This is a genomic window from Desulfonatronovibrio magnus (genome assembly GCF_000934755.1).
Classification (GTDB): domain Bacteria; phylum Desulfobacterota; class Desulfovibrionia; order Desulfovibrionales; family Desulfonatronovibrionaceae; genus Desulfonatronovibrio; species Desulfonatronovibrio magnus.
Genome location: NZ_JYNP01000005.1, coordinates 119,417 through 145,180, shown reverse-complemented (window position 1 = coordinate 145,180; position 25,764 = coordinate 119,417). Strand labels below are relative to the sequence as shown.

The window sequence follows — 25,764 nt, the reverse complement described above, 5'->3', positions numbered from 1 at the left end:
CTAAATTAAATCTTCCCTCTGACCATGTCCTTCCACTTCTTATGCTCTTCCCAGGAAAACCCATGTTTCGAACACGGCCATATAGAGTTGTTGTGCACCAGGGGGTCAGAGAGTGAGAATCTGGAATAAGCGCATGCCTTATCAAAAAAGGGTGTACCCGGAACTGGCGAGTAAAAATTTATTTCCGGCTTAAGCCCGAGTGCATGACAACTGATGATTGTCGCTTCCAGATCCTTATCACTTTGCCCCGGCAATCCTCCGAGAATATAAACAACTATATCGTCCTTGACAAATCCTGCCTGCTCCAGATTGGCGATGCCTTGTTCAAACTCTCTTAGCTGAAGCTTGGTATCCTGCCTTCTGCTGAAATTGGCAGTCTCCAGCCCCAGCTTTACAGTGCCAAGTCCTGCCTGCCTCAACATCCGGCATGTTCTGGGAGTCAGGTATCTTATATGCAGGGCATTGGGAGCATGCAGCCCAATTTCTAATTTGTTATCAATGACATAGCTTAGAACAGGATGTAGAATACCCGGCGCATGCACAAGCAGGGCATCATCATAAAAGGCAAAATCCCTGACCCCTCTTTGATATTCCTGATTTAAGTGCCTGATAAGAGTTTCAGGGGTAGATCTGCTGAATCCCGGATAAATCACCGACGCTGCACAATAGGGACAGTTGAAAGGACAACCTCTCGTGGTCATTAAGATTGAAAAGTCAGGGGCGGGATAAAAGGAAACATCAGCCCTCATGCCGGCATCAACAGGCAACTGCGGTGTTTTGCGTCCAGAGATGCTCCAGAGCCGATTCCAGTTGTCTGAACGCTCAAGAGGACCTGAAAAGACAAAGTCCGCTCCTGTGCCCATGGCATGATCAGGACATAATGTGGCGTAAATACCGCCAAGACATACAGGCGTAAAGGGAAACAGCTCCTTGATAAGCCTGATGGCAGCCATGACACCAGGATACCAGTAAGTCATCAGTGAGGTAATTAGGATCAGATCAGGTCCAGGCTCCAGATCAGCCATTGCATCAACAACATCCTGCCGTGAAGCTCCGTAGCGGCTGAACTGTCTCGGCACATTTTGCAGGGCCCAGGGCTTGGGAAGTGGAAGTTTCGGGTATCGGCCCCGCCCTGTTCTTTGCGGTTCCGGCCAGGATCCGGGAAACATCTCACGAGCCATGAAGTCAACCAGAGCTGTATCTGCACCTGCCCTGTGCAGCATGTCAAGACAGCACAACAATCCTGCAGGTCTGGACCAGACATTGAATGCCGCAAAATCATAAATCCACGGGTTGACCCCGAGAATCTTCAAGGCTTTTGAATCACCTGAGCACTTCCAGGTAATCTTGTGCGGTAGAGGCCTCATTACTGTCTGGACTTTGTTGTATAATACTTTCAAACCACCTCATTGCTTCACGATCCCGACTGAGTCCAAGCAGCAGCTCAGCCAGCATCAGTCGAAGCTGTGCACTGTCGGGACGAGAAGTTACTCCAGCTTCAAGGACCTCAACAGCTTCAGCATACCTTTCAGCCTTCTGCAGCAATTGGGCAGTCTGTACATAGAGTGGAATATAACGTCTGTTCTTTTCAATGCCCAGCACGGACCATGATAAAGCCTCATCATACTTTTTCATTTCAATATTAAGAGAACCTAAATTATATGCGGCAAATTCAGGAGTCATATACTCACTGACACTCAAGGCCTGTTCATATGCGTAAGCTGCTCCAGCAAAATCGCGCATGGACTGCCGCACCTGCCCTAAATTGTTCCAGGCTTCTCCATAGTCGGGATCTAATTCCACAGCACGCTCAAATGATGCTGCAGATCTTGAAAAATCATCCAGGACACTGTAAGTCATACCCAGGTTAAAGTGCAGGCGCGGATTGTCCGGGGCAATGCCCTGTACAGTCCGCAATTGATCCAGAGCCATTCTTGGCTCTGATTCTAACAGATATCTTTCCGCCAGATCCAGACGAATTTCAACCTGCCCACTTGAAACAGCCTGCACTCGTTCACCAGTATGAGCACACCCATATATAAACATTAAAAGTAAAATGAAAACTAATCCGAGGTTTAATTTTGTGCTTAGCACCTTTTTACGATCATACCTACTTTTGGGTTGTGGATAAAACACGCCTCAGATGACCTTATTCAGGGAATACTCTATAATGGCCTCTGCTCCCCTGGCCTGCAACTGAGGCACCAGGTCGCGAACCTGATTCTCCTCGACTACAATCTCCACAGACAACCAGTCGGTATTATATAAATTGGCTACAGTAGGAGCGGTCATGCTGGGAAGAAGGTCCATAATGTCATCCATACCATTTTGAGGCACGTTCATTTTCAGCCCAACCAGACGATCAGCCCTCAAGGCTCCATGCAAAAGGGTATTGATGGTTTCAATCTTTTTTCTCTTCCAGGGATCATCCCAGGCCTTTTTATTGGCTATGAACTGGGTATTGGTTTGAAGGAGTTCTGCAATAATTCTCAATCCGTGAGCCTTAATTGTGGTCCCGGTTTCAGTTACTTCAACAATGGCATCAGCCAGGCCTTCCACAACCTTGGCCTCGGTGGCACCCCAGGAAAACTCAACTTCCACATCAATGCCTGCGTTTTTAAAATAATTGAAGGTAAAATTTTTGAGTTCGGTGGCAATTTTTTTTCCTCCGAGATCCTCAGGTCTTTTGTAGGGAGAATCGCCGGCCACAGCCAGAACCCACCTGGCCGGTCTGTTGCTGACCTTGGAATAAACCAGATCTGATACCACCACCACATCAGAGTTATTCTCCATAATCCAGTCTTTGCCGGTAAGGCCTGCGTCCATGGTTGCATTTTCAACATACCTGGAAATTTCCTGGGCCCTGCAAAGAGAACAGACCAGTTCATTATCATTGACTTCAGGAAAATAATTGCGATGATGAGGCTTGATTTTCCAGCCAGCCCTGGCAAAAAGGCGCATGGTCGCTTCCTGAAGCGAACCTTTGGGAATCCCCAGCTTCAAAACATTATCATCTATCATTTACTTATATACCTCCTTGGGATCAAAAACCATGCTTTCGCAGACTTCAAAGCCCGAAATGCCGGCTTTGGTAAAGAAACAGCTCTTATAACCCTTATGACAGGCAGCGCCCCCGACCTGTTCCACTTTATATAGAATTGTATCTAAGTCGCAATCCACCCTGATTTCTTTAATTTTCTGCACATGGCCGGAGGTTCCTCCTTTATGCCAGATGCAGTTCCTGCTGCGGCTGTAATAATGTGCTTCTTTGCTTTCCAGGGTTTTATCCCAGGCATCTTCATTGACATAGGCCAGCATTAGCACTTCCCCTGTAGCATGTTCCTGCACAATGGCTGGCAGCAGGCCGTTTCCCTTGGCAAAATCCGGTTTCAAAACAAATCTCCTTTATTGGTAACAGTTTAGCCTTTTTTAAGGAAAGCAGGGGAGAGGCCCCCCCGCACTTATTATTCTAAAGGATGATTGACAGGATTTTAATAATAAGTGCGGGAAGAGCCAGTCCCCATGCCACATGCAAATGGCTGAACAATTACCTTTATTAATTTTTTGCGTCATTCAACTTCTTATGACATCCGCCTTAAGTTGACCACATGCAGCCTGTATATCCGCCCCCATACTTTTGCGCAGCATCACTGTGAAACCTTTAGATCTCAAAAAATCCTGAAAAGCTTCAACACTTTCTTCAGTTGATGACTGAAAACTACTGTCAACCCCTGGATTAAAACGCAGCAGATTAATTTTGCATTTCACCTTAGATAAAATTTTGCATAATTCCCCTGCCTGACGTAATGAATCATTAACCCCTCTGAGAAGCATATACTCAATAGTAATTCTTTCCCTCGGAGCTAATGGATAAGTTTCCATGTCCTTAATTAAATTATCCAGGTGATGTGCTGATGCTCCAGGCATGATGGCTTGACGGGTTGTTTGATCAGGTGCATGCAGAGATACTGCAAGGTAGCACAATTGGGACTGACCTAATTTATTCAGCCCGCCTGAAACTCCTGCAGTGGACAAGGTAATCTTTCTGCGAGAAAAGTTAAGTGCGTCCGGACACCTGAAAATTTGCAGAGCCTGATGGACCTGTTTCCAATTAAGAAGAGGCTCACCCATTCCCATCAAGACTAAATTATTCACAGGCATCAAATTACCTGAACCCAGCAGATATCTGCGAGCAGCAAGAACCTGCCCTGCTATCTCACCTGCGCTCATCTGACGCTCAAAACCCATGGTGCCTGTACTGCAGAACTGGCACCCAAGAGCACACCCGACCTGCGTGGATAAACATTGAGTATAATGATCGCCTGCAGGTATGAGTACACTTTCCACTGACTTGCCATCTTTCAGCAAGAGCAGCAGCTTAATTGTGCCGTCAGAACTTCTGGCAGCACGAGCAACCCCTGGTGGCTCTATGGTATATTCCTGATCCAGCCTCAAGCGCAGCTTCTTGGAAACATTAGTCATGGACGAGAAATCATTACAATTTTTCCCCCATATCCACTTCATAATCTGAGACGCCCTGTACAAAGGCTCATCCATGGCCTGCAGAACCTGCTCCAAACCTTTCTTGTCAAGATCAAGCAAATTCTTTATTGAATTTTCTCCTTCTCCTGATAGCGCATAATAAAATCAATAGCTTCAGGGACAGATGTTACATCTCCTGCAATCTGTGCCTGCAAAAGCGCTTCTCGAATCAGACCCACAGCCGGCCCTGGCTTGATATCGGTGAAATCCATTATTTCATGTCCATTAAGCAGCGGTTCCAGCATCTCTTCAGACAACTCTGCCCGCTCAAGCATTTTCATATTATGATTGAATTCTTTATAGCTTCCGTTTCTAGCCTTAATATCGGCTCTGGCCATTTCAATCAGTCTGGGATACTCATCCAAAGCCTTGAATCTTCTAATCCCTTTGTCTGTGAGCATGAAATGAAAGCGCATATGATGCCGCACAAGATGGCAGATCAAGTCAACTTCATCAGTATTGAACCTGAGCCTTTTGAGGATTTTTCTGGTTACCTTGGATCCAATGCGATGGTGCTGATAAAAGGTCATTTTGCCATCAAAATACTCACTGGCAAACAGCTTGCCCACATCATGAAATTGGCAGGCCATGGTACCGTACCAGTCATAGGGCAACTCTTCTGGATACCTCCGCATGACCTGCACAGTATGATCCCATACATTCTCTTCTCCTTCTTCAGCATTCTTGACCTGCCTGACCCGGCTAAGAGAAGCCAGTTCCGGCACAAGACCATGCAGAATCATGCTGTCAAAAAGAAGCTGGGCAAAGATATGCATATTTTCAGCCTCAACCTTGCGCCATTCATCCATAAAATCTGTCACTGAGACATAGTCAAGCACTCTTCGGCAGGCCCTGACTATGGCCAGCCAGGTATTGCCTTCAATGGGCAAATGATAGTTTGCTGAAAAGCGCAGGGCCTTTATGGCCCGTAAATAGTCTTTCTTCAAAGTTTCATCAGGAATGCCTTCAAAGCAGATATGACCGGTATCAAGCTTTTCAAAACCATCATAAACATCGTGGGCTTTGGGTATGTACGGGCAGGCCCAGGAAAGAGGAAGATCGCCCACAGACTCAAGCTTTCTGACAAGCCTTGGAGTCAGTCTTGCTATGGTGCCATCGGTGTATGAACTTTCAATAACATCTGCAGGGTAAAAATTAAAAATTGCATCTCCCTGTCTAAGAGTTCCGGTTAACTCAGCTGAACCGGATGATTCCAGGTTGGGGAAAAGTCTGGAAAGCTCATCTGCGTCAAGATCAGTGCAGATATCGACTTCAAGGTCATTTTCAGCCATTGCTCTTTTCTGCAGCGGTGCATTTATGACGTATGCGTCATACCCGTTACGCATTATGGTCTTGCAGAGGGCGGCAGCATCCTTAATGGGCTGTGGCATTCTTCTCTCCTTGGTTCCGCAGCAGCGGATTTTTAAACGGGTAATTTTTTACTTGGTAAAGCCTGGTGAATGGTCACAAATATATGGAAAAAAAATTTTCCTCAAGTCTTGACAAGGGGCATTTTTTTATTTGGTAACAATACTTTAGACCTACCGCCTCAATCCTGCATCAAAAAACAGAAAACCTTGACAAGAGCAAAAAATGTCTAAAATTCCAATTCTTTAACCTTCAACCATAAACCTCCAACCATAAACCTTCAGCCTTCAACCTTCAACCTTCAGTCTTCAGCCTTCAGCCTTCAACCTTCAGCCTTCAGTCTTCAGCCTTCAGCCTTCAACCTTCAGTCTTCAGTCTTCAGTCTTCAGTCTTCAGTCTTCAGTCTTCAGCCTTCAGCCTGAAAATTCCTGTTATTCATTTTTTCAAACTGCCCCTGAACTCTTCAAAAGAATCAATACCCAGTTCCCGAGTGAGTTCCCTCAGTTCATTCACAAGAGAAAACAGCCGATCAGGCCTGGTAAACGTGGCTGTGCCCACCTGGACAGCGCACGCACCAACTAACATAAATTCAAGAACATCCAGAGCACTGCTGATGCCCCCCATGCCGATTACCGGAATCCTCACACTGCTGCATACCTCATAAACCATCCTCAGAGCCACCGGTTTGATTGCCGGACCGGACAGACCCCCAAATACGTTGGCGAGACAAGGTTTTCTGGTCCTGACATCTACAGCCATACCACTCAGGGTATTGATAAGTGAAATACAATCCGCCCCGGCAGACTCCACCGCTCTGGCAATTACCTTAATGTCAGTTACATTGGGGCTGAGCTTGACAATAACAATTTTTTTTCCTGCCTTTGCGCGCACCTTGCGCACCACCTCCGCAGCAGCAAGAGGATCCTGACCGAACTGCACGCCGCCTTCCTTGACATTGGGGCATGAAATATTGACCTCAAGGGCAGCCACACCAGGCTCAGAACTGAGTATTTCAGCAAGTTGCGCAAATTCACCTGCGCTTTGTGCATACAGATTGACTATTACAGGAGTCCTGTCCCAGGGAAGAAGAGGCAGCTTGTCCTGAATAAACCTTTCCACACCTATGTTTTGCAGACCTATGGCATTGAGCATTCCACAGGGTGTTTCGGCAATTCTGGGCATGGGGTTGCCGGATCTGGGCTTGATGGAAAGCCCTTTCACTACAATGGCCCCGAGATCTTCCAGGTTACCATAAGGTATAAATTCCAGTCCATAGCCAAATGTGCCAGAAGCACTCATAATGGGATTTTTAAGCTCAAGACCGGCTATATTTACATTTAAGTTCATGTGTCTCTCACACAGCTTGTGATTTTTTTGGTCAGCATTCATAATCCAAAAGCACCTGGTCTGCCATGAATACAGGCCCTCTGGTGCAGCTTTGCAAATATTCACCCTCAGGTGTTCTGGCAACACATCCCAGACAGGCTCCAACCCCGCAAGCCATCTTGTTCTCTAATGAAATCTGAACTTCTGCACCTGACTGCAACGCGCATTCTTGAACGTATTTGAGAAAAGGTGAAGGACCGCAGGCCATAACAGCCCTATGGAGAGCGTATCTGACTATGTGTTCTTTTAATTCCTTTTGAAATTGCACAATAGCTTCATCTGTCTTTTGTTGCATGGCCTTTTTTTCCATAACCTCCGGCAACTCCTCCCAAGGGTAGCGATGAAGATCAGCCCGATGACCAAACAGCATCAGTAGCTGTTCAGGACGGGGATGAGTTTTACAAAAGCCCACAAAAGGGGCAATCCCCATGCCTCCAGCAAGAATCATGACTTGCTTGTTGCTTTCCACCCTGAACCCGTTGCCCAGCGGACCCCAGACCTGAACTTTTGCTCCAGTTCCAAGTTGCCTTATCCTTCTGGTTCCTCTGCCCACTACCTGAATAAACAGACGCAGATAATCCCTGTTGGATTCACAAATGGAAAAAGGCCTGGGCCAGACTGGATCATTGCCCCAGTCTTCAGGCCGGATCATGACAAACTGCCCCGGCTTGTAACTTCCCGGCAATGGATCCAGAAAAAGATTCACAAAATCAGGGCTGCCAGCACAGGTTATGGCCTGAACGTTCATGGTCAGACAAGAAGGATTTATACTTTCAGGTTGTAACTCGTTCATTTTTGTAACTCCGCCGCTAATTCCAGTCCTTTGTCGCCTCCCACCATTCTGGCCAGTTCCTGCCTTGATTCCTGAGGACTGAGACTGTGGCATAAAGTAAAGGTCTGCTCATCAACTACACTTTTGAGTACCACAAAATGCCGCTGCGCCAGACAGGCCAGTTGGGCCCAGTGGGTTATAAGGATGATCTGCCTGTCCTTAGCAAGGTCCTGGATACGTTTCCCCACCTGGTTTAAAATGGTTCCACCGATTCCGGCATCAACCTCATCAAATAGAAGTGTCGGCAGATTCTGCTCAGATCTAAGCCCCACCAGAGCAAGCAAAAACCTTGACAATTCCCCACCTGACGCAATCATATCCAGGGGCTGAGGTGGTTGCCCCGGGTTTGGCACCCATAAAAGGCGCAGCCTGTTCTCTAATATATCCGGATATATTTCTTCAGGCGAAAATTCAAATTTAATGGATACATGCTGAGAAAAACCAAGATTACTAAGTTCCTTCTCTAACTTGACCTGTAATTGCCGCGCATGGTCCTGACGAAGAGCATCTAACTCATCCACAACTTTGAGCAGCTCATCTTTAAGCTTTTTTTCCTGTTTTTGCAGTTGTTTAAGTTTCAGCCCTCCCTCATCCAGAAATGAGATGGTTTCATCAATCTCCTGCTGAAAGCTCAGTATTTCTTCCAGACTTCTGTTAAGCTTTCTTTTGAGTTGAGAAAGCTTCCACAGCCTTGCCTCCACAGCTTCAAGCTCGGCTGTGTCTGCATGAGCGCTGGTGCTTCTAAGCCCTGAATCCACATCATCCAGCCAGGCCTGGAAATTTTCTGCTTCCTGGGCATAACTGGCAAATTCGCTATTATGTTCGGCAATAATGTGCAGACTCTTTTTAAGCTGAAAAAAAGTATCTTTCAGGTTATACTCCGGACTGTGAAGAGTATCCAAAGCCTTTTGCACAGTCTCTGCAAGCTGTGCTTTGACCCGGATATCGTGACGTTTCTGCAGCAGGCTGTCTTCTTCACCCTGCTCCGGGGCGACCTTTTCTATCTGCTCACTCTGGAAGTCAAGATACTCGCGCTTCTCAGAAACTTTGTCCAGTCTGTCCTGAAGGGATTTTTTTTCCGCTGCCAGTCTGTTTAATTCCTGCAGCAGTTCGTCTCTGCGTTTAAGGGGTGCTGAAGAAGGCAGAAAGGTATCCAGAATCTGGCCATGATAACCTGGCTTAAGCAGCTTCTGCTGACCATGCTGGCTGGTATGAATTAAAAGCTTTTCTCTGAGCCCCTGAACTTTTTCCTGCGAGCTTAATTTGTCATTGAGAAAAAACCTGCTTCGCCCGGATTCAGCCATTAGCTCCCTGCGCAGAATCAGCTCCTGTTCTTCGAGTACGAACATAGCCTCAACCACAGCTTTTTCAGCTTCCGGTCTGATTAGGGAAGATTTAATCTTTTCACCCATAATAAAGTCCAGAGCGCGGAGAATAAATGACTTTCCCGCTCCGGATTCACCAGTCAAAACATTAAGGCCGGGATGAAATTCCAGCTCCATATCATCAATAAGAGCCAGATTTTTTATTCTTAATAACTCAAGCATTGTTTCAGTTTCCTGTTGTTCCCCAGTCTAAACACCTGCGAAGATAACCCTTGCCATCCCTGGCAGCCAGCATATCTTTAAAAATTTCATCTTCACCACTTTTACGGGCATTGTCCAGCCCCAGAATGAGCTCCTCCAGCCCTTGATGCAGCCGGAAACTTCGCAGGTGATACATGGCTAATTCAAGGTTCCAGCGCCAGTTGCGCCTGTCATGAAGGCTTTCGTATGACAAAATCTTAAGTACCGTTGACTCAAGCCCTACCTGGCCTTGCACAATTCTTTTGATTTTCAGCAGAATTTCCTTATCCCCCGGAGCCTCCCTCGCAGCCTCTACAAGCCACTCCATGGCTGCTTGCGGCAAATGCCTTTTGATATCATATAAAAAGCCCTGTCTGAATCTGTATCCCTGCCTTGCAAGTTCGTTAGCCCAAATCAGCTTGAGTTGCAAAGGCGATTCTGGCTCTCTATATGGTACCTTCACCCTCAAACAGTGACGTTTCCAGAATTGCACAGCCAGAGGAAAATGCCCTGCATGCAGAGCAGCACCCGAGCAGGTCTGATTGACCATAAGATCATGATCATATTGTCTTTGCTGTAAAACAGGTATGATCAGATCCAGAAGCTTTGCAGCACTGTTGCTGTGCAGCCTGATGATGGCAGTCAATACTTCCTCATCCAAAGGGATGGAAAAAATCATTTCATTGATCTTTTCTTTGCCAAGATAAAACCTTGAACTGTCCCATAGCTCAAAAATACTCAGGTAAAGATTTTTTCTTTCATCTCTGGAACTGCCTGAGCGTCTAATTTCAGCTATCATTTTTAACAGATCTGCTGCTCGGTTACTCGGTAAATGGCAGGCATTTGTCCTGTTCCAACCTTTGAACGCAATCTTTTTGGCAAGAGTTGGGTTGCATCTGTAGAAATTTAACTTGTCCTGAAGTTCAAGAACGTGCTCAAATAAAACCACTTCTTTTTCAGGAATATAGAGCTCAGCAACATCCTCCATCAGTTTTTGACTAAGAACCAGGGACCCGCATGAAGCAGCTTCAAAAAGCCTGAAGTTGATTTCCCCGGCAATGGACTCGTTGGGGACATATTTTGTTCTGGCATACAAATCCAGCATCTCAGAAAAACTGAGATTCTCTTCCACTCTGGCCTGATAATTTTTTTTCAAAAATTCAGCCATCCAGAATCTGGTCTGTCTATGCTCGGTTATGCGCCCCACAAAAGCCATTTCAATATCTTTTTGAGACCATGGATACCACGGCCTGGGCCTTCCAAACCAGGGCAGCCAGCCTGCTTCCTTGCCACTGTTACTAATAAATTTCTGTACCCAGGATTTTTGAGTAGTCAGAACCAGGTCAAAATTACGCGCGTAAACTTTGTGCCAGAAAAAATTAAGATGGGTGTCTATGGACCAGTAAACTTTATGGCAGGAAAAATTTTCAAGACCATCAAGCACAATCCGGGGACCCAGTGTTTCCTGCTGTATTATACATTGTGGTTCAAAGACTTTTACTTCTGGATGTCGATCAAGCAGGCATATTCCCGGAGGTGGCTTCAACTCAAGCACATCATGGCCCATTGCGCGCAATTCATTGGCCAGAGCCAGGTGTATCGCAATAATTTTCATTATATTCAGCTTTGCTTTAACCGTGGGTCAAGCAGGTCCCTGATGCTTTCTCCAAGCAGATTGTACCCCAGAACTGTTATCAGAATGCTTATCCCGGGAAAGATGGACAACCAGGGAGCGATACCCATCACATCCTTGCCTTCCATAAGAATATTGCCCCAGCTTGGGGTTGGTGGCTGAACGCCCAATCCCAGAAAACTCAGGGCTGATTCGGTCAGAATTGCTGCAGCCACGCCGAGAGTTGCCGAGACAAGTACGGGCGGCATGGCATTAGGCAGAATATGTCTGAAAAGTATACGGGCCGTACCTGCCCCACTGAGCCTCGCGGCCTGCACAAATTCTCTTTCGCGCAGGGTAAGGGTCTCCGCTCGCACCAGTCTGGCAACTCCCATCCACGAAGTAAGACCAATTACAACCATAATATTGGTCAGGCTGGGTTCAAGGAAAGCAATAACTGCGAGAATCAGAAAAAATGACGGAAAACAGAGCATCACATCTACAAAGCGCATGATTAACTCATCAACCAGCTTCCCGAAATAGCCGGCAACAAGCCCCAGAATCACCCCGATAAAAATGGAAATGCCAACAGCAACAAACCCGACCCACAATGAAACCCTGGCCCCGTAAATCAGCCTGGAAAGGATATCACGACCCAGATTGTCCGTTCCCAGAAGATACGAAGATGACGGTGGAAGCAGGATGGCATCAACATTGATGGATGTGGGATCATACGGCGCAATCCAGGGAGCCAGCAAGGCAATAATACTCATTCCGCCCACAATGGTCAGACCCAGGGTCAAAAGGATATATTTGGACGAAAACAGGGTCAGCACAAACCTGGAAGACACTTTTTACGACCTCCCCGCTCCGAGCCTGATGCGCGGATCAGCAAGAGCGTAGCCTATGTCAGCAAGAAGATTGCCTGCCAGGGTCAGCACTGATACCAGGACCAGGTTGCCCATTATCAGAGGATAGTCCCTGGCCAGCACAGACTGATAAAACAATTGTCCAAGCCCGGGCAATGAGAATACAGATTCTACAATAATACTTCCACCGATTAATGTAGGCACAGAAAGCCCCAAAATTGTTATAACCGGCATGAGGGCGTTACGCATGGCATGCTTGAAGACCACTACCCTGGTAGGCAGACCCTTGGCCCGCGCAGTCAGAATATAATCCTGGCGCAGCACTTCCAGCATGGAAGTTCTGGCAAATCTGGACATGCCGGCCAGGCCCGTTATGGTAAAGACAAATATTGGCAGGGTAAGATGCTTTACAAGGTCCACAAATTTGCCCCAGAAACTTAGGTATTCAAAATCCAGTGATGTTACTCCTGAAATGGGGAACACAGGCCAGTAGATACCGAAAGCCATCATAAGCAGCAGGGCAAGCCAGAAACTCGGCATGGCAAAGCCTATAAATACAAAAATGGTCATGCACCGGTCAAACCATCCGCCCTGGTAAAGAGCAGAAAAAACGCCTATGGGGATGCTTATGCCAAGTATTAGAATCAGAGAAATGATGTTAAGACTTAACGTGAGAGGGATACGTTCTTTAATCCTGTCCCAGACCGGACGGCTGTCACCGCTTAAAGAACGTCCAAAATCAAGCTTGACTATCCTTTGCAGCCAGTTGATATACTGTATATGTATGGGCTGATCAAGTCCGTATATTTTTTCAAGACGTTCTCTGGCTTCTGCCCCTGCTGTAGGGCTGAGGGTGGTCTGCATATCCGTTGGTGAGCCGGGTGCCAGATGTATGATCCAGAAGCTTAAGATGGTTATGCCCAGCAGAACCGTAGTCAGCCACAAAAGCTTGGAAAACAGTCTTTTGAGGAGAATCACCTTGGCCTGGTCCGGTTATTGCTCAACTTTTAGAGCCCTGGTCATAAGTTCTTCCACTGCTGACCTGGGATCTTTCTGTTCAAAAAGTACATTATAAACCTGCTCAGTAATGGGCATTTCCACATGCAAGTCTTTGCTCAGACGGTATACAGACTCAGTGGTCTTCACTCCTTCAGCCACTGTTTTACGCACCTTGAGAATATCATCAAGCGTCTTTCCCCGTCCAAGTTCTAAGCCCACCTGCCTGTTTCTGCTCAGATCCCCTGTACAGGTCAGAACCAGGTCACCCATGCCTGACAAACCCATAAAAGTTTTTTCCTTTCCTCCCAAAGCAACGCCAAAACGACTCATCTCCACCAGTCCTCTGGTAATCAATGCAGCCCTGGCATCATGCCCGAATTCCAGGCCGTCCGCTATCCCGGCTGCAATGGCCATGATATTTTTCAGTGCTCCTCCAAGTTCAACACCTCGGTAATCAGCATTAAAATAAACACGAAAAAAATCAGTGGATAAAATTTCCTGAAGCCTGGCCCCCAGTTCCTGGTCTTCACAGCCCAGACTGACTGCGGTAGGCAGCTTTCTGCTTACCTCATCGGCAAAGGAGGGTCCGGAAACGACAGAATATCGGGGGTTCTTACCCCTTAGCGCCTCACTGATAACACTGGACTGAGGCTTTAGCGTTGTCAGCTCTATCCCTTTACTGGCACAGATTATTACTGGATTGTCTAAAAAAAGATCTTTAAAATCCTCTAAGACTTTACGCATGAACTGACATGGAATAACCACCAGACAATAGTCAACTCCATGTAAAACCTCATCAGGCTCATGGCTGACTTCAAGCCGAGATTCAAGGCTGTATCCAGGAAGATACCAGGTATTTTCACCTTTTTTCTTTATTTCCTGGACAAGCTCTTTTTCCCGGGCCCACATGGACACTTTAAGCCCTTTGGTGCAAAGCATATTGGCCAGAGTGGTTCCCCAACTGCCAGCACCGAGCACAGCAATTTTACTCATTAAAAAAACTCCACGAACTATGTTCTATGCCTGAAAAAGTTTACGGCTATTGCCACCTGTTTTGCACGTACCGAAATATTTCCGTCACATCGCGATGACGAACAGGGGCAAAGGGTCCCTGAGCCACGCTCGCGTTGCATCCGCCATTGCTTTCATACACACTTTCACGATAGCTGAGAATGCCAATATATGGAGTCCTTCCAGAGTTGGTTTTCTTGACCTGAATTGTGATGGTAGCTGGATCAACCTGGTGGTAGCGGGCAACAAATAGAGTCTCGGACGGACCTACATAGAGATTTTCCGGAGTGTGCACAAAATTTTTATTGATAATCTGAACTCTTGCCTTGGCAAAATCATGAAACAAAGAGTGCAGGGAATGATTCTCATCCAGAATGACTGAATCGGCCTTTGCACTGCTTTGCACTCCAGGCAGAATAGCGATACTGAACATTAAGCTCAGGAAAAGTAAATATCTGATTTTCATGGCTGCCACCGCAATTTAAAATGCCCGGCAACTGGAGTGTTGCCGGGCATAATGATCTTTTGATTATTGCAGTTTCATTTCAACACGACGGTTGAGGGATCTGCCCTCCCTGGTGTTGTTGTCAAATTGAGGCCTTGTTAATCCATAACCCTTGGTTTCCAGACGATTCCTGTCAACTCCCTGCTCTACCAGAAAATCAGCAACAGCCTGGGACCTTCTCTGGGACAGTCCCATATTGTAATCTGCGGGTCCAATGTTGCAGGTATGGCCTTCTACCACGACCTTTTGCCCAGGACGAGCTTTGAGTATTTCGGCAGCTTCCCTGAGAATCTCCCTGTATTCTGGCTTAATCACAGCGCTGTCAAAGTCAAAGGTGACATTGCTGAAAACAATGACTTCTTCAACAGGCTCAGGCTTGGGTTCAGGTTTTGGTTCAGGTGCAATTACGATTTCGCGGGTTTCGTAAAAAACTCTCTGAATAAAGTCTGCTCTTACAAAATCCTTGGCAACTAGCTCACCGGCATCTGCGGTCACTGTGCAGGCATTAAGGCCGGCAAGCTGGTCAATAAAGGCCTGCTCATCAGATGTAACTGTACCGGCAGAAGGCTTCTGGGCAAGGCTTACAAAGTGAAAGCACAGCCTGTTGCCATACTTGCTGTACATATCGCGCATTACAGCCTTTGGCTCTACTCCGACATTGGATTCGCCATCTGTAACTACAATGACAGCAACGCGATTACTCAAGCCTGAAACATAATTGTCAAGCTTCATAAGATCCTGTCCCATGGGAGTGGTGCGGCCAAAAACATCAAATTCGGTTGGTACGGACTGTACAGCACCAGCTATAGCCTGACGGTTGAACCCGGACACAGATCTGAATTCTTTGTAAGGCGCAAACGAATACACGCCAAAGTTAGCATCAAGTTCAGGCACCTCACTGTTAAGAGCAAGAACTACGTCCCTGGCCAGCTCGGATTTTTTCATGCCTTTGTCACGATAATCAAATCCCATTGAACCTGAATTATCAATCAAAAAGATAAAATTTTCCGCCCTCGGCTCAATCACGGTCCTGGTCTGCTGAGCAAAGCTTGCTGAACTCCAGACAGTTATAAATGTCAGCAACAAAACTACTACAAACCCTTTTAAAAATTTTGTCATAAACAATATCCTCCTGTATTTGATTAAAATTTCAAAAAATTCAGTCCCACCTTCATTCTATGGCCGGGAATTGCTCAAAAGGGGGACTGAATTAAACCTGTCACACATAAAAATAGCTAATCTTTAAGGCTGTTGCGAAACATCTGCAGCAAACTCCTCAGGCCGCCACTTACATGTCATAGTGTTTCTTAAGCTGCATAAACCTTTCGCCACAATAGAGCCTGCACTGATTCATACAAAAAGCCTCATAACTATATAATTACATAACATAATCAAAAAGATCAATCAAGCAAGGGCATAAAGAGATAAAGTAAGTAAAAGCTCGGCCCTTAACAAGTGCTCAGCTCCCGCATCCGGGACCTAACCGAAAAGCAGCTTAACCTTGTTACCAGGCTTCAGCCAGGAAACAGGGCCCTTTTGCCGCCCTCAAAGCAGATGGACTATCCAGCGGGAAAAGAGCCAGTCCCCCTTTCAGCTTAAATAATGTTTTGCTTTATTGTTGAGCTGTTATCGGAATTACAAGTTTAAATTTAGTTTCATTACCAGAAGAGTGCATATCCACTTTCCAGTTCTGCCTTCCAGCTAAGAACGCACATACAGGCAAACCCATTCCAAGATGATCTTCTTTGGATGTACTGCCGGCCAACCATGGGTCAAGATCTGCAACAACAGTAAAGGAAGTAGTTTCAATATTCAAGTTATGACCATCCACTGCTGCATCAATGATGATGGTTTGCTTGTCCTGCGACTCTTGTTCCTGACAGGCCTCTACCGCGTTTCTTATCCCCTGATCAACACAAAGAGTCAAGTAAAAAGGTGAAATCAAAAGATTAATATCCGACTTTTCGAGCTTGATCTGACATAAAATTTTATGTTTGAAAAAAAGATCATTTTCCCAGAATTCGATGATCCATTCTAAAAAATCTTTAATATTCAGCTGTGCTTTATCCTTTTGACCAAAAAAGCTGCATCTGCTGCTTTTTTGCAGATACTGCACCATCTTGCCGGCACTGTTAGATGACTTGGCGAGTCTTTCTCTAAAATCCCCCAAGGGCTGGGCTGCTGAACTCTCAGCCTTAGCATTGAGCATGGATAGCTGCATATCCATGATGTGAACGTAGTTGTTCAGATTATGAATCAGACCGTTAACCATCTGACCAAGCCCGGCCATGTAATAGAAGTCAGCCAAAGCCATGTATTTTTCATCTGTTAGCTTCACTTTTACTGCCTCGAATCTGTTCTCTTTGTTCCTGAAATACGAACTGGACAATTTTTTCCCGCTCAATATCCCTGACACTGGTGAACTCAACAACCCATACAGGAATCTTTTTGATCTTTTCCATACGATGGATCCTGCCTACAACCCCCACAACCTTTAAAGGAAATTGAGATAAAATTAAAGCCATTTCCAGGTTATCATCCACCTCAAAGGAAGTCTCTGAAACAAACTGCAACCCGGCTCCGCTGATCTCAATCACTTCAGCAGCTATGGGAAAATCATCCTGAATGCTGCCCTGATTTAATAAACTGAGAATCATATTAAGCTTTTCGTCCATACCTTTTAAAAATGCCACCAATTCCCTCGGTATGTGTGAACCATATAGATTTTTGGAAGTCTGATCATCTGTATCACATGCAAAACAGCCCGTAAAAATGGGCTTAGTATCTGCAAAAGGTGTCTTTCTGGCATAAGCCTTAATTCTGGTGGTTACCCGGGAGTAATTTCTATCCTTTACACTCATGTTGCACCCCACAATATATGTAATAGTTTAGCCCTTTTCTAAGGAAAGCAGGGGACAGGCACCCCAGCCCTTGTTTTTTGTTGATGTAAAACACAGACTAAATAAAACAATGGCTGGGAGAGCCAGTCCCCCTCCGGGCTGTATGCCTCCGGGCAGGAAGCCGTGCCACATGCAAACGGCTAAACTGTTACCAATATATGAATCAGTTCAGCAATTACAGTATAGTGATCACAGCCCCTTTCAGCAGACTAAAAGTCTCCATTGGCTTCAGTATGCATGGCACCCACAGGACATATTCTGGTACACATGCCGCATGCATTGCACTTGTTGGCGTCAAAAAGTATTGTTCTCGTTTCCTGCTCTATGCAGAGGGCCCTGGCAAGACAAAGGGCCGTACACATGCCGCAGTGAGTGCAGGATTCATCATCCCGACTGATGGAGCGGGCCACGTCCTGAATACTTATTCCATGCTCCTGCAGGTAAGAAATGCCTTTCTTGTAATCATCCTCTTTGCCTGATAGCTCCAGAATCATGTGACCTTCCTCTCGAGGACTGATCCTGGCTTTAAGAATATTAAAAGTCAGATCAAAGTGTTTGGCCAGATTGTACATCATGGGCCTGCGCACAACATCTGATGCAAAATGCAGAGAAATTATTTTTGAGTACTGTTTTTTTGAAGAATCCATATCCGGTCATCCTTAAAAAGCATTATTAGTGAGTGACTTGCCTCGATTGCGTAATGGCTGGAAAATTCTAAGTGTAAGGCCGCAGCCTGTCATGGCAGCTTTTTTTCAATCTGAAAGAAAAGCTCTGGCTCTTCGAGCCTCTGCACTGTCAGGAAAACGATTGATGAGCTCATTTAGAACCAGCCTTCCGGGTTCTTCACGATCAAGATTCATAAATGACATACCCTGCTTGAGCATGCTTGCACTCAACTTGCTGCTGTCGGGATAGTTAGTAATAACCTCCTGATAAGCCAGGACAGCCTGAGCATATTTCTGCATCTGGAAAAAACTTTCACCCTGCCAGAAAAAGGCGTTGGAAGCAAGGGCATGACCTGGAAAGTTATCAGTAAACTCCTCCCACAGGGCTTGAGCCTGATCATAGTCGCGGTCATAAAATGAATCCAGTGCTCGTTGATAGAGTTCCCTGGCTGCCCCTTCGTCAGCAGGGTCGGAAACACGGACCCGCTCAGTCTCCAGATCAGGAGCATCCGGCAAAGGTGTTCTTTCAGCAACTTCAACGCCCAGCTGGCTGGACATCATTTGTACTGAGCGATCCAGATCGTCTGTTTTAACTCTGAGCTGACCAAGTATACGCTGCGCTTCCTGGCTTTGCGACCTGTTTTCCAGCATCTGCCTTTCCATGGCATCCAGAGTTCCTGTCAAGGTGGCAATCTGCACCCTCATGGATTCCATCTCAGCCCATAAGTTGGCCTGAGTTGTCTGTACTGATCCTCCAGCTTCAGACATGGCTTCTTCGAGAGCTACAATCTTTGCACCGTAATCTTCCAGCTGCCGAATAATTTCCTGATTATCCTGCTGATGTTTTCTTTCAATTGCCATGATCTGCTGACGAAGTCTGTCAACATCAGACTGACCAGTAACACAGGCACTCAACAATACCAAGGATAAAGCTGAAAGCAAAAATTTAACCTTAAACACTTTTGATAACTCTCCTTCTGCCAAAGACAAGGTAGGCCAGTCCCCCGAGAACAGGAATAAAAACTGCCAGGGCAATCCAGATCATTTTTTCCTGGGGTGTTTCAAAATCATTTTTGAAAACATGCAGTATTGCCCACAGATTTGGCAAAATTGGCAGTAAAACTAATACTATCAGAACTGGATTTTCAAAAAAAACATCATACATTCATTATCTCCAAAGAAACAATTTAACTTCTTGCGTCTGACTCGGGAGCATTACGCATTTCTGAAAAGTCAATTGGGGACAGTCCCCATGCCAAGCTGTCACAATCTGGTTTTAACCCCAAAATAGCTATAGCTTTCAGAAACGCGTAATGCTCTCTATGACTAAGTGCAGACAACCCTGGATGCCTGCAATTGTCTGTCATTGATTTATGAACTGGAAACAGACCTTTTTAGCAGTACGACCCCGGTTACAAACACTGCAATCCCCAGCACCTGGTTAATTGATATTATGCCAAGTTCTGGCTGAAGATCACCTCGAAACAGGTCCATGGCCATTCTGAGCGGCACATAAATTGTGAGAAACAATCCGGCAAATCTGCCCGGTTCTGCAATCTTGTTTCGAACCAGCACCAGAAAAATAAAACACAGAAAAGCTGCAAGGGCCTGATAAGCCTGAACCGGGTGCATGGCCACAAAAAGTGGTCCAACAGCATCTGGATGAGTATAAGTTATGCTCCAGAACAAGTCAGTTGGTTTTCCATAAGCACATCCTGATGCAAGACAGCCAAGCCAGCCCACACCGATCCCCAGAGCGGCACCAGGGGCAGCAGCATCCAGCCATTTGGCTACTGGCTGCTTTTTATAGTGCAAAAACACGATCAGCATCAAGGCGCTGCTCACCGCCCCGCCCATAAAAACAACTCCACCCTTCCAGAGCCTCAGGATATCCAGAAGATCATCACTGTACATTTCAAAGTTGGCAGCAACAAAAACAAGACGGGAACACAGAATACCGCCTAAGATAACATAGAACCCGGCGTCAAGTACGAGACGGTGATCCAAGCCCCTTATTTCTGCTTCACGCATGGTCCAGGCCATGCCAAGCAAAAACGCGGCTGAAACAAAGAAACCATACGAATAAAAAGCAAAATGACCAAACTCAATCAGAACCGGATGCATATCTCTTTTTCTTGTAAAATGAAACCAGCAGCAAAATGGCTCCTGTTGAAATAGCCATGTCAGCTACATTGAAAGCTGGCCAGTGATGACCACCTATATGAATATCCAGAAAATCAATGACCATGCCAATTCTGATACGATCAATAAGATTTCCCAGGGCCCCGCCCAGAATAAGACCTAAGGCAGTAAACAAATAAGGATCATGACGGTCCACTGTCCTTAGCAGATGAAAAATCAAAACGACGGCCAGGCCTGTAACACCGATGAAAAAATAGGTCTGCATGTTGCCCTCAAGGTCTGCCAGAAAACCAAAGGCAGCACCCTTATTAAGCACATGAACCAGATTAAAGAATCCTGGAATAACTGTTTTGGACTCCCACAACGGAATGGTGTTTTGAATCCAGACCTTGGTGATCTGATCCATGATCAGAATTACACCAGCTAAAATGAATACAATTTTGTGCTTTAGTTTCATTGTCTTGCTGTAATATTTAAGAGTTTATGTGGTTTACTGTTTCAATCCTGCAGTATAATACAGGAAAACTATTCGAAGTTGACAAGAGCAATAATGACCTGGATCCTGCACCTTCAGCCTTCAGCCTGAAAAAAACGGTTATCGCCCCAGCTTAACGATCCTTGTTTAAGTTGAGTTGCAGGCACAGCCCAAATTAGTCCAATGTCAGTTCTTTCATGATCCCAGAACACCTTGGGCAGGCCATTTCAGAATCCAGGGTTTCGTTGTAAATCCAGCACCTGGAGCATTTTTCACCAGGTGCCCTGCTTACTTCCACCATTAGTCCGTCCATTTCCTGGCTTTTGAATATGCCTTCCGGGGCCTGATTCATGGGCTTAACAACTGCCTTGGACACAATAAATATAAAGCCCAGTTCCTTTTCCAAGGCCTTAAGACCATCAAACTTGTCTTCGTCTACATACAAAACCACCATGCTGTCTAAGGAGTGCCCCAGTTCCTTGGATTTTCTCAAGGGTTCAATAGCTTTGGTTACTTCCTGGCGCACTGCGTAAACCATATCCCACAGATCTTTTTCATCCTGACCTGAACCAGGGTAGTCCTTAAAGTCAGGCCTTAATCCAAAAACAGTCCGGCCGTACCTTTTAAGCTTCTGAGGAAGATGCTGGTAAATTTCTTCAGCAGTAAAGCTCAACACTGGCGCCATGTTGCTGAGCATGGATTCAAGCATCAGGAAAAGAGCTGTCTGGGCGGACCTTCTTTCTAAGCTTTTGGGAGGATAAACATACAATCTGTCCTTGATGATATCTAAGTAAAATGAAGAAAGCTCCACAACACAAGTATTATGCAGAGTATGAAAAATTTTGTGAAACTCGAATTTTTCATAAGCCTTTTGCATGGTGCTGTGTTTATTTAGAATCAGGGTCAAGGCATATCTATCCAGAGGGAGCAGTTCATCATTGGCAACCATATCTTCTGAAGGATCAAAGTCAAAAAGGTTACCCAGAAAGTAACGGGAAGTATTTCTGATTCTGCGGTAAGCATCAACCAGGCGATTGAGTATTTCATCGGAAATGCGCACATCTTCCTGATAGTCCACTGCAGCTACCCATATGCGCAAAATCTCAGCTCCATACTTGTCGATAATTTCCTGGGGAGCAATGACATTGCCGAGAGATTTGGACATTTTGCGTCCATCCCCATCTACTACATAACCGTGCGTCAAAACCGATTTGTAGGGTGCCTGCCCTCGAGTACCGACAGATGCAAGCAGAGAGCTGTGAAACCAGCCTCTATGCTGATCCGTTCCTTCGAGATACATATCAGCAGGATATGTGCATTCCTTGCGTTTTTCAAGCACTGCAGCAAAACTGGTGCCGGAATCAAACCAGACATCAAGAATATCGTCCTCTTTTTTCCAGTCTTGTGATCCGCATCCAGGACAGGTCAGACCATCAGGCATCACTTCATGGAGGTCAGCCTCAAACCAGTAGTCGCAACCTCGCTCATGAGCTTCAAATTTATCAGTAATGGAAAAAATCCATTCCGGATCCATATAGGTATGGTCGCATTTGGAACAAAGCAGTGCTATGATGGGCACTCCCCAGTTTCTCTGTCTGGATATGCACCAGTCAGGTCGATTTTCAATCATGGAATAGATACGCTGCCTTCCCCAGGCTGGAATCCATTGAACATCATTCATGATGGCGTCTAAGGCTCTGGAGCGTAAGTTATTTTTTTCCATGGAGATAAACCACTGGGTGGTGGCCCTGAATATGACCGATTTTTTGCAGCGCCAGCAATGGGGATAAGAGTGTGAAAGCTTATTCTGATTCAATAGCAGACCAGCATTCTCCAGCTTTTCAATTACCAGCGGATTGGCTTCATGAACATTTTTACCTTCAAGAAAGTCAATGCTGGATAGAAATCTGCCCTGATCGTCAAGTGGAGAAAGTACCTCAAGACCATACTTCATGCCTGTTTCATAGTCTTCACGACCATGACCGGGAGCAGTATGCACTAAACCCGTACCTGAATCCAGAGTTACATAACTGGCCAGAACCAGAGGAGATTCGCGATCAATAAAGGGATGAGCGGCCTTTATACCTTCAAGCTCAGCACCCTGCACCTTGCCCTGAATTTCATAAGCCTTCCAACCGAAAATTTCAGACAGGTCAGAGACAAGTTCAGTTGCGAGAATATAGTGAGCATTGTCTGCCTTGACCAGACTGTACTCAAATTCAGGATGAACAGCTACAGCCATGTTGCCGGGTATGGTCCAGGGGGTGGTGGTCCAGATGACCGCAAAAGTTTTATCTAAGTCTGCCTGGGGAAAAGTATCCTTGACTTTGTGATCTTTGACGGGAAAAGCCACAAAAATGGACGGAGATGTGTGATCATCATACTCCACTTCGGCCTCTGCCAGTGCTGTCTCGCAGTCAATGCACCAGTAAATTGGCTTTTTTCCCCGAACAACTGAACCGTTTTTAATGAAATTGCCCAGCTCTCTCGCTGTTGCTGCCTCGTATGAAGGATGCATGGTCTGGTATGGATTGTCCCATTCTCCCATCACTCCCAGGCGCTTAAATTCCTTACGCTGAATATCTAAGAATTTAGACGCATACTCACGGCAGATTTTGCGAATCACAATGGAAGGTACAACTTTGCCCTTGGCTTTCAGTTCCTGAGCTACCTTATGCTCAATGGGCAGCCCATGACAATCCCATCCAGGAACGTACTGCGCGCAAAAGCCCATCATGTTTCTGGATTTGACAATAATATCTTTTAACACCTTGTTCATGGCCGTGCCCATGTGGATATGGCCATTGGCGTAAGGAGGACCATCGTGCAGCACATAGGGCTTACCATTCACATTGGCCTTAACCATCTCCTGGTAAGCATTGATTTCCTCCCAGAAGCTCAGCATTTTGGGCTCATTCTGGGTCAGGTTGGCCCGCATGGGAAAAGAAGTTTTGGGAAGATTGAGGGTCTTTTTATAATCAGTCATTTACTCCGCCTTTATTCTTGAAAGATTCAACTGCAAAAACTCACGTAACTATTCACCACATACAGCCTTTCTATTGAACTGTAGTGGATTCCGGCTTTCGCCTGAATCACGAAGAAGAGCAACTACATGCCTTAACCGGAAACCCGGACCAGATCCGGGGTCAATGTGGAGGCGGCTTCTAACCGCCTGTGCCTTAATAGCCTGCAGGATGCAGTCTCCACTTATCAAGGCAGTTACTCGCAGGTTCGAACCCGGCCGCGCCCGGGTGAGACGCTTCTAAAATTAGAGGCATGAATATAGATTTTTATCCTGATCCAGAAAATCCGGATAAATTTTGAAATTGAATCATACCCGCAAGGAAGTCAAGTTTTTATGATAGTTTAAGGTTTACCCTGAACTTCCCAGGCACAACAACGCAACCTGGAAAGTTTTTGCATCTTGCGAAAATTAAGGCCAAGAACTTAACACTACAGCAACACTTTATTCAAGCTATAAGTGGACTGACTCTTTTGCAGCCTGATTATACGGCTGATTTACGATTTGAGATCGGCAAAAGTGTCGCTGTAGTGTTGAAAGGTCTTAACTAATGCGGACTGTGCCCACAACCCAATTTAAACAAAGATTGTTAAGCTGTGGGCGATAACCGTATTTTTCAGACTGAAGGCTGAAGACTGAGGCTGAAGAATAAGGTTCCTGGGCATTATTGATCTTTCGAGGTTAAAAAACTTGCTTGTTTTTTTCTACAGGATTAAAATAGTAAGTTACTAAGAACATCTTTCACAGCCTTGTCTGACCAGCTCCTCAAAATAGACAATGGTTTTTTTCAAGCCCTCTTCAAGGGGTATTTTAGGTTCCCAGCCAATTTTTTCTCTGGCCAGGCTGATGTCTGGACGTCTCTTCTGAGGATCATCTTCAGGCAATGGCCTGCGGACCAGGTCTGACTTACTGTTAGTAAGCTCTACAATGGTCTCGGCAAGCTCTCTTACTGTGAATTCTCCGGGATTGCCCAGATTTAACGGTCCCTGGAAGCCTTCATCGTTATTCATCAATTTTATAAATCCGTCCACCAGGTCATCAATGTAACAAAAGGACCTGGTCTGCATGCCATCACCATAAAGAGTTATAGGCTCATTCTTCAAAGCCTGAATAATAAAGTTGGATACAACTCTGCCATCTGCGGGATGCATTCGGGGGCCGTATGTATTAAAAATTCTGGCAACTCTTATCTCCAGATTATGCTTGCGCTTATAATCAAAAAACAACGTCTCTGCGCAGCGCTTGCCCTCATCGTAGCAGGAGCGCGGCCCTATGGGATTGACATTGCCTGTATAGCTTTCAACCTGAGGATGCACTTCTGGATCACCATAAACCTCGCTGGTGGAAGCCTGGAAAATTTTACAGCCCAGCCTTTTGGCCAGTCCCAGCATATTAATGGCACCCATTATGCTGACTTTGGTGGTTTGAACAGGATCACGCTGATAATGTATAGGCGAGGCAGGGCAGGCCAGATTCCAAATCTCATCAACTTCTACATATAATGGAAACGTAATATCATGACGCAAGGTCTCAAAATGATCACTTTCCAGAAGGTGTGCAATACTGTCCCTGCTGCCTGTAAAGTAGTTATCCACACAAAGAACTGAATATCCGTCATTAATTAATCTGTCGCAAAGATGAGACCCAATAAACCCTGCGCCCCCTGTAATAAGGGCAGTTTTCCTGAAGTAATTGATCATTGATTGCTCCAAATTGTATACACAATATTTAAAATGTTAAGTAACTATTCACCATGTTGCGTGGTGCATCTGCAACCTTCACACTTCACACTTCAACCTTCAGCCTTCAGCCTTTAGCCTTCAGCCTTTAGCCTTTAGCCTTCAGCCTTCAGCCTTCAGCCTTCAGCCTTC

At 45.8% G+C, this 25,764-nt stretch carries 24 protein-coding genes; all 24 read right to left on the bottom strand.

Translation table 11 applies throughout. From position 1 onward, the window contains the following. Window positions 1-5 precede the first annotated feature (5 nt). Window positions 6-1,400 carry a B12-binding domain-containing radical SAM protein gene (locus tag LZ23_RS00710; RefSeq protein ID WP_157493060.1) on the bottom strand — a complete coding sequence of 465 codons (1,395 nt, stop codon included), beginning with the start codon at window positions 1,398-1,400 and terminating at the stop codon, window positions 6-8. Beyond that, window positions 1,324-2,010 (bottom strand): tetratricopeptide repeat protein, encoded by a 687-nt coding sequence (locus tag LZ23_RS00705; protein WP_045210676.1) that lies wholly within the window; start codon window positions 2,008-2,010, stop codon window positions 1,324-1,326. The genes LZ23_RS00710 and LZ23_RS00705 overlap by 77 nt, the downstream gene beginning before the upstream one ends. 129 nt (window positions 2,011-2,139) lie before the next feature. Further along, window positions 2,140-3,021: an ATP phosphoribosyltransferase gene (gene hisG / locus LZ23_RS00700; protein WP_045210675.1), complete on the bottom strand. Its 882-nt coding sequence runs from the start codon at window positions 3,019-3,021 to the stop codon at window positions 2,140-2,142. Continuing rightward, complete coding sequence (gene hisI, locus LZ23_RS00695; RefSeq protein WP_045210673.1) at window positions 3,022-3,393, bottom strand: phosphoribosyl-AMP cyclohydrolase; 372 nt, start codon at window positions 3,391-3,393, stop codon at window positions 3,022-3,024. 180 nt (window positions 3,394-3,573) lie between these two features. Next, entirely contained in the window at window positions 3,574-4,602 is a 1,029-nt protein-coding gene (rlmN, locus tag LZ23_RS00690; protein WP_332308247.1) for a dual-specificity RNA methyltransferase RlmN, read from the bottom strand. A gap of 5 nt (window positions 4,603-4,607) precedes the next feature. Continuing rightward, window positions 4,608-5,933: an HD domain-containing protein gene (locus LZ23_RS00685; protein WP_045210670.1), complete on the bottom strand. Its 1,326-nt coding sequence runs from the start codon at window positions 5,931-5,933 to the stop codon at window positions 4,608-4,610. A gap of 412 nt (window positions 5,934-6,345) precedes the next feature. Beyond that, window positions 6,346-7,257 carry a dihydroorotate dehydrogenase gene (locus tag LZ23_RS00680; RefSeq protein ID WP_045210805.1) on the bottom strand — a complete coding sequence of 304 codons (912 nt, stop codon included), beginning with the start codon at window positions 7,255-7,257 and terminating at the stop codon, window positions 6,346-6,348. A 31-nt stretch (window positions 7,258-7,288) separates the two neighbouring features. Beyond that, window positions 7,289-8,089 carry an iron-sulfur cluster-binding protein gene (locus tag LZ23_RS00675; protein ID WP_052506997.1) on the bottom strand — a complete coding sequence of 267 codons (801 nt, stop codon included), beginning with the start codon at window positions 8,087-8,089 and terminating at the stop codon, window positions 7,289-7,291. Beyond that, a complete protein-coding gene (locus tag LZ23_RS00670) occupies window positions 8,086-9,675 on the bottom strand; it encodes a DNA repair protein RecN (protein WP_045210668.1) in 1,590 nt (529 codons plus the stop codon). Before LZ23_RS00670 ends, LZ23_RS00675 begins: the two co-directional genes overlap by 4 nt. Window positions 9,676-9,679: 4 nt before the next feature. Further along, window positions 9,680-11,308 carry a glycosyltransferase family protein gene (locus LZ23_RS00665; protein ID WP_045210667.1) on the bottom strand — a complete coding sequence of 543 codons (1,629 nt, stop codon included), beginning with the start codon at window positions 11,306-11,308 and terminating at the stop codon, window positions 9,680-9,682. A 5-nt stretch (window positions 11,309-11,313) separates the two neighbouring features. Beyond that, window positions 11,314-12,156, bottom strand: a complete 843-nt coding sequence (locus LZ23_RS00660; protein WP_045210665.1) for an ABC transporter permease — start codon at window positions 12,154-12,156, stop codon at window positions 11,314-11,316. A 3-nt stretch (window positions 12,157-12,159) separates the two neighbouring features. Continuing rightward, window positions 12,160-13,152 carry an ABC transporter permease gene (locus LZ23_RS00655; RefSeq protein ID WP_045210663.1) on the bottom strand — a complete coding sequence of 331 codons (993 nt, stop codon included), beginning with the start codon at window positions 13,150-13,152 and terminating at the stop codon, window positions 12,160-12,162. 15 nt (window positions 13,153-13,167) lie between these two features. After that, complete coding sequence (locus LZ23_RS00650; protein ID WP_045210662.1) at window positions 13,168-14,166, bottom strand: NAD(P)H-dependent glycerol-3-phosphate dehydrogenase; 999 nt, start codon at window positions 14,164-14,166, stop codon at window positions 13,168-13,170. Between the two features lie 46 nt (window positions 14,167-14,212). Beyond that, window positions 14,213-14,650, bottom strand: coding sequence for a hypothetical protein (locus LZ23_RS22075; protein WP_052506996.1), 438 nt, complete (start codon window positions 14,648-14,650; stop codon window positions 14,213-14,215). A 63-nt stretch (window positions 14,651-14,713) separates the two neighbouring features. Continuing rightward, a complete protein-coding gene (locus LZ23_RS00640; RefSeq protein ID WP_045210660.1) occupies window positions 14,714-15,808 on the bottom strand; it encodes an OmpA family protein in 1,095 nt (364 codons plus the stop codon). A gap of 493 nt (window positions 15,809-16,301) precedes the next feature. Next, a complete protein-coding gene (locus tag LZ23_RS00635) occupies window positions 16,302-17,027 on the bottom strand; it encodes a sensor histidine kinase (RefSeq protein ID WP_045210658.1) in 726 nt (241 codons plus the stop codon). Continuing rightward, window positions 17,011-17,550 carry a PilZ domain-containing protein gene (locus tag LZ23_RS00630; protein ID WP_045210656.1) on the bottom strand — a complete coding sequence of 180 codons (540 nt, stop codon included), beginning with the start codon at window positions 17,548-17,550 and terminating at the stop codon, window positions 17,011-17,013. Before LZ23_RS00630 ends, LZ23_RS00635 begins: the two co-directional genes overlap by 17 nt. A gap of 248 nt (window positions 17,551-17,798) precedes the next feature. Then, window positions 17,799-18,236 carry an NIL domain-containing protein gene (locus LZ23_RS00625; protein WP_045210655.1) on the bottom strand — a complete coding sequence of 146 codons (438 nt, stop codon included), beginning with the start codon at window positions 18,234-18,236 and terminating at the stop codon, window positions 17,799-17,801. A gap of 105 nt (window positions 18,237-18,341) precedes the next feature. Continuing rightward, window positions 18,342-19,214, bottom strand: coding sequence for a tol-pal system protein YbgF (gene ybgF / locus LZ23_RS00620; RefSeq protein WP_045210653.1), 873 nt, complete (start codon window positions 19,212-19,214; stop codon window positions 18,342-18,344). Then, complete coding sequence (locus tag LZ23_RS00615; protein ID WP_045210651.1) at window positions 19,207-19,419, bottom strand: PLD nuclease N-terminal domain-containing protein; 213 nt, start codon at window positions 19,417-19,419, stop codon at window positions 19,207-19,209. The genes ybgF and LZ23_RS00615 overlap by 8 nt, the downstream gene beginning before the upstream one ends. A gap of 206 nt (window positions 19,420-19,625) precedes the next feature. After that, complete coding sequence (locus tag LZ23_RS00610) at window positions 19,626-20,378, bottom strand: prolipoprotein diacylglyceryl transferase (RefSeq protein WP_045210650.1); 753 nt, start codon at window positions 20,376-20,378, stop codon at window positions 19,626-19,628. Beyond that, window positions 20,359-20,853: a signal peptidase II gene (gene lspA / locus LZ23_RS00605; protein ID WP_045210648.1), complete on the bottom strand. Its 495-nt coding sequence runs from the start codon at window positions 20,851-20,853 to the stop codon at window positions 20,359-20,361. The genes LZ23_RS00610 and lspA overlap by 20 nt, the downstream gene beginning before the upstream one ends. A gap of 193 nt (window positions 20,854-21,046) precedes the next feature. Further along, the gene (ileS, locus tag LZ23_RS00600) at window positions 21,047-23,857 is read right to left on the bottom strand and encodes an isoleucine--tRNA ligase (RefSeq protein WP_045210646.1); all 2,811 of its coding nucleotides are present in this window, start codon (window positions 23,855-23,857) and stop codon (window positions 21,047-21,049) included. A gap of 764 nt (window positions 23,858-24,621) precedes the next feature. Next, entirely contained in the window at window positions 24,622-25,593 is a 972-nt protein-coding gene (locus LZ23_RS00595; protein ID WP_045210644.1) for a UDP-glucuronic acid decarboxylase family protein, read from the bottom strand. Window positions 25,594-25,764: the final 171 nt, after the last annotated feature.

What these genes read in the sequence shown, in the direction of transcription:
- hisG (WP_045210675.1), bottom strand. Translation starts at nt 3,021, where the DNA reads ATGATAGATGATAATGTTTTGAAGCTGGGGATTCCCAAAGGTTCGCTT.
- LZ23_RS00685 (WP_045210670.1), bottom strand. Translation starts at nt 5,933, where the DNA reads ATGCCACAGCCCATTAAGGATGCTGCCGCCCTCTGCAAGACCATAATG.
- LZ23_RS00680 (WP_045210805.1), bottom strand. Translation starts at nt 7,257, where the DNA reads ATGAACTTAAATGTAAATATAGCCGGTCTTGAGCTTAAAAATCCCATT.
- LZ23_RS00675 (WP_052506997.1), bottom strand. Translation starts at nt 8,089, where the DNA reads ATGAACGAGTTACAACCTGAAAGTATAAATCCTTCTTGTCTGACCATG.
- LZ23_RS00670 (WP_045210668.1), bottom strand. Translation starts at nt 9,675, where the DNA reads ATGCTTGAGTTATTAAGAATAAAAAATCTGGCTCTTATTGATGATATG.
- LZ23_RS00665 (WP_045210667.1), bottom strand. Translation starts at nt 11,308, where the DNA reads ATGAAAATTATTGCGATACACCTGGCTCTGGCCAATGAATTGCGCGCA.
- LZ23_RS00650 (WP_045210662.1), bottom strand. Translation starts at nt 14,166, where the DNA reads ATGAGTAAAATTGCTGTGCTCGGTGCTGGCAGTTGGGGAACCACTCTG.
- LZ23_RS22075 (WP_052506996.1), bottom strand. Translation starts at nt 14,650, where the DNA reads ATGAAAATCAGATATTTACTTTTCCTGAGCTTAATGTTCAGTATCGCT.
- LZ23_RS00640 (WP_045210660.1), bottom strand. Translation starts at nt 15,808, where the DNA reads ATGACAAAATTTTTAAAAGGGTTTGTAGTAGTTTTGTTGCTGACATTT.
- LZ23_RS00630 (WP_045210656.1), bottom strand. Translation starts at nt 17,550, where the DNA reads ATGAGTGTAAAGGATAGAAATTACTCCCGGGTAACCACCAGAATTAAG.
- LZ23_RS00625 (WP_045210655.1), bottom strand. Translation starts at nt 18,236, where the DNA reads ATGGATTCTTCAAAAAAACAGTACTCAAAAATAATTTCTCTGCATTTT.
- LZ23_RS00615 (WP_045210651.1), bottom strand. Translation starts at nt 19,419, where the DNA reads ATGTATGATGTTTTTTTTGAAAATCCAGTTCTGATAGTATTAGTTTTA.
- LZ23_RS00610 (WP_045210650.1), bottom strand. Translation starts at nt 20,378, where the DNA reads ATGCATCCGGTTCTGATTGAGTTTGGTCATTTTGCTTTTTATTCGTAT.
- lspA (WP_045210648.1), bottom strand. Translation starts at nt 20,853, where the DNA reads ATGAAACTAAAGCACAAAATTGTATTCATTTTAGCTGGTGTAATTCTG.
- ileS (WP_045210646.1), bottom strand. Translation starts at nt 23,857, where the DNA reads ATGACTGATTATAAAAAGACCCTCAATCTTCCCAAAACTTCTTTTCCC.
- LZ23_RS00595 (WP_045210644.1), bottom strand. Translation starts at nt 25,593, where the DNA reads ATGATCAATTACTTCAGGAAAACTGCCCTTATTACAGGGGGCGCAGGG.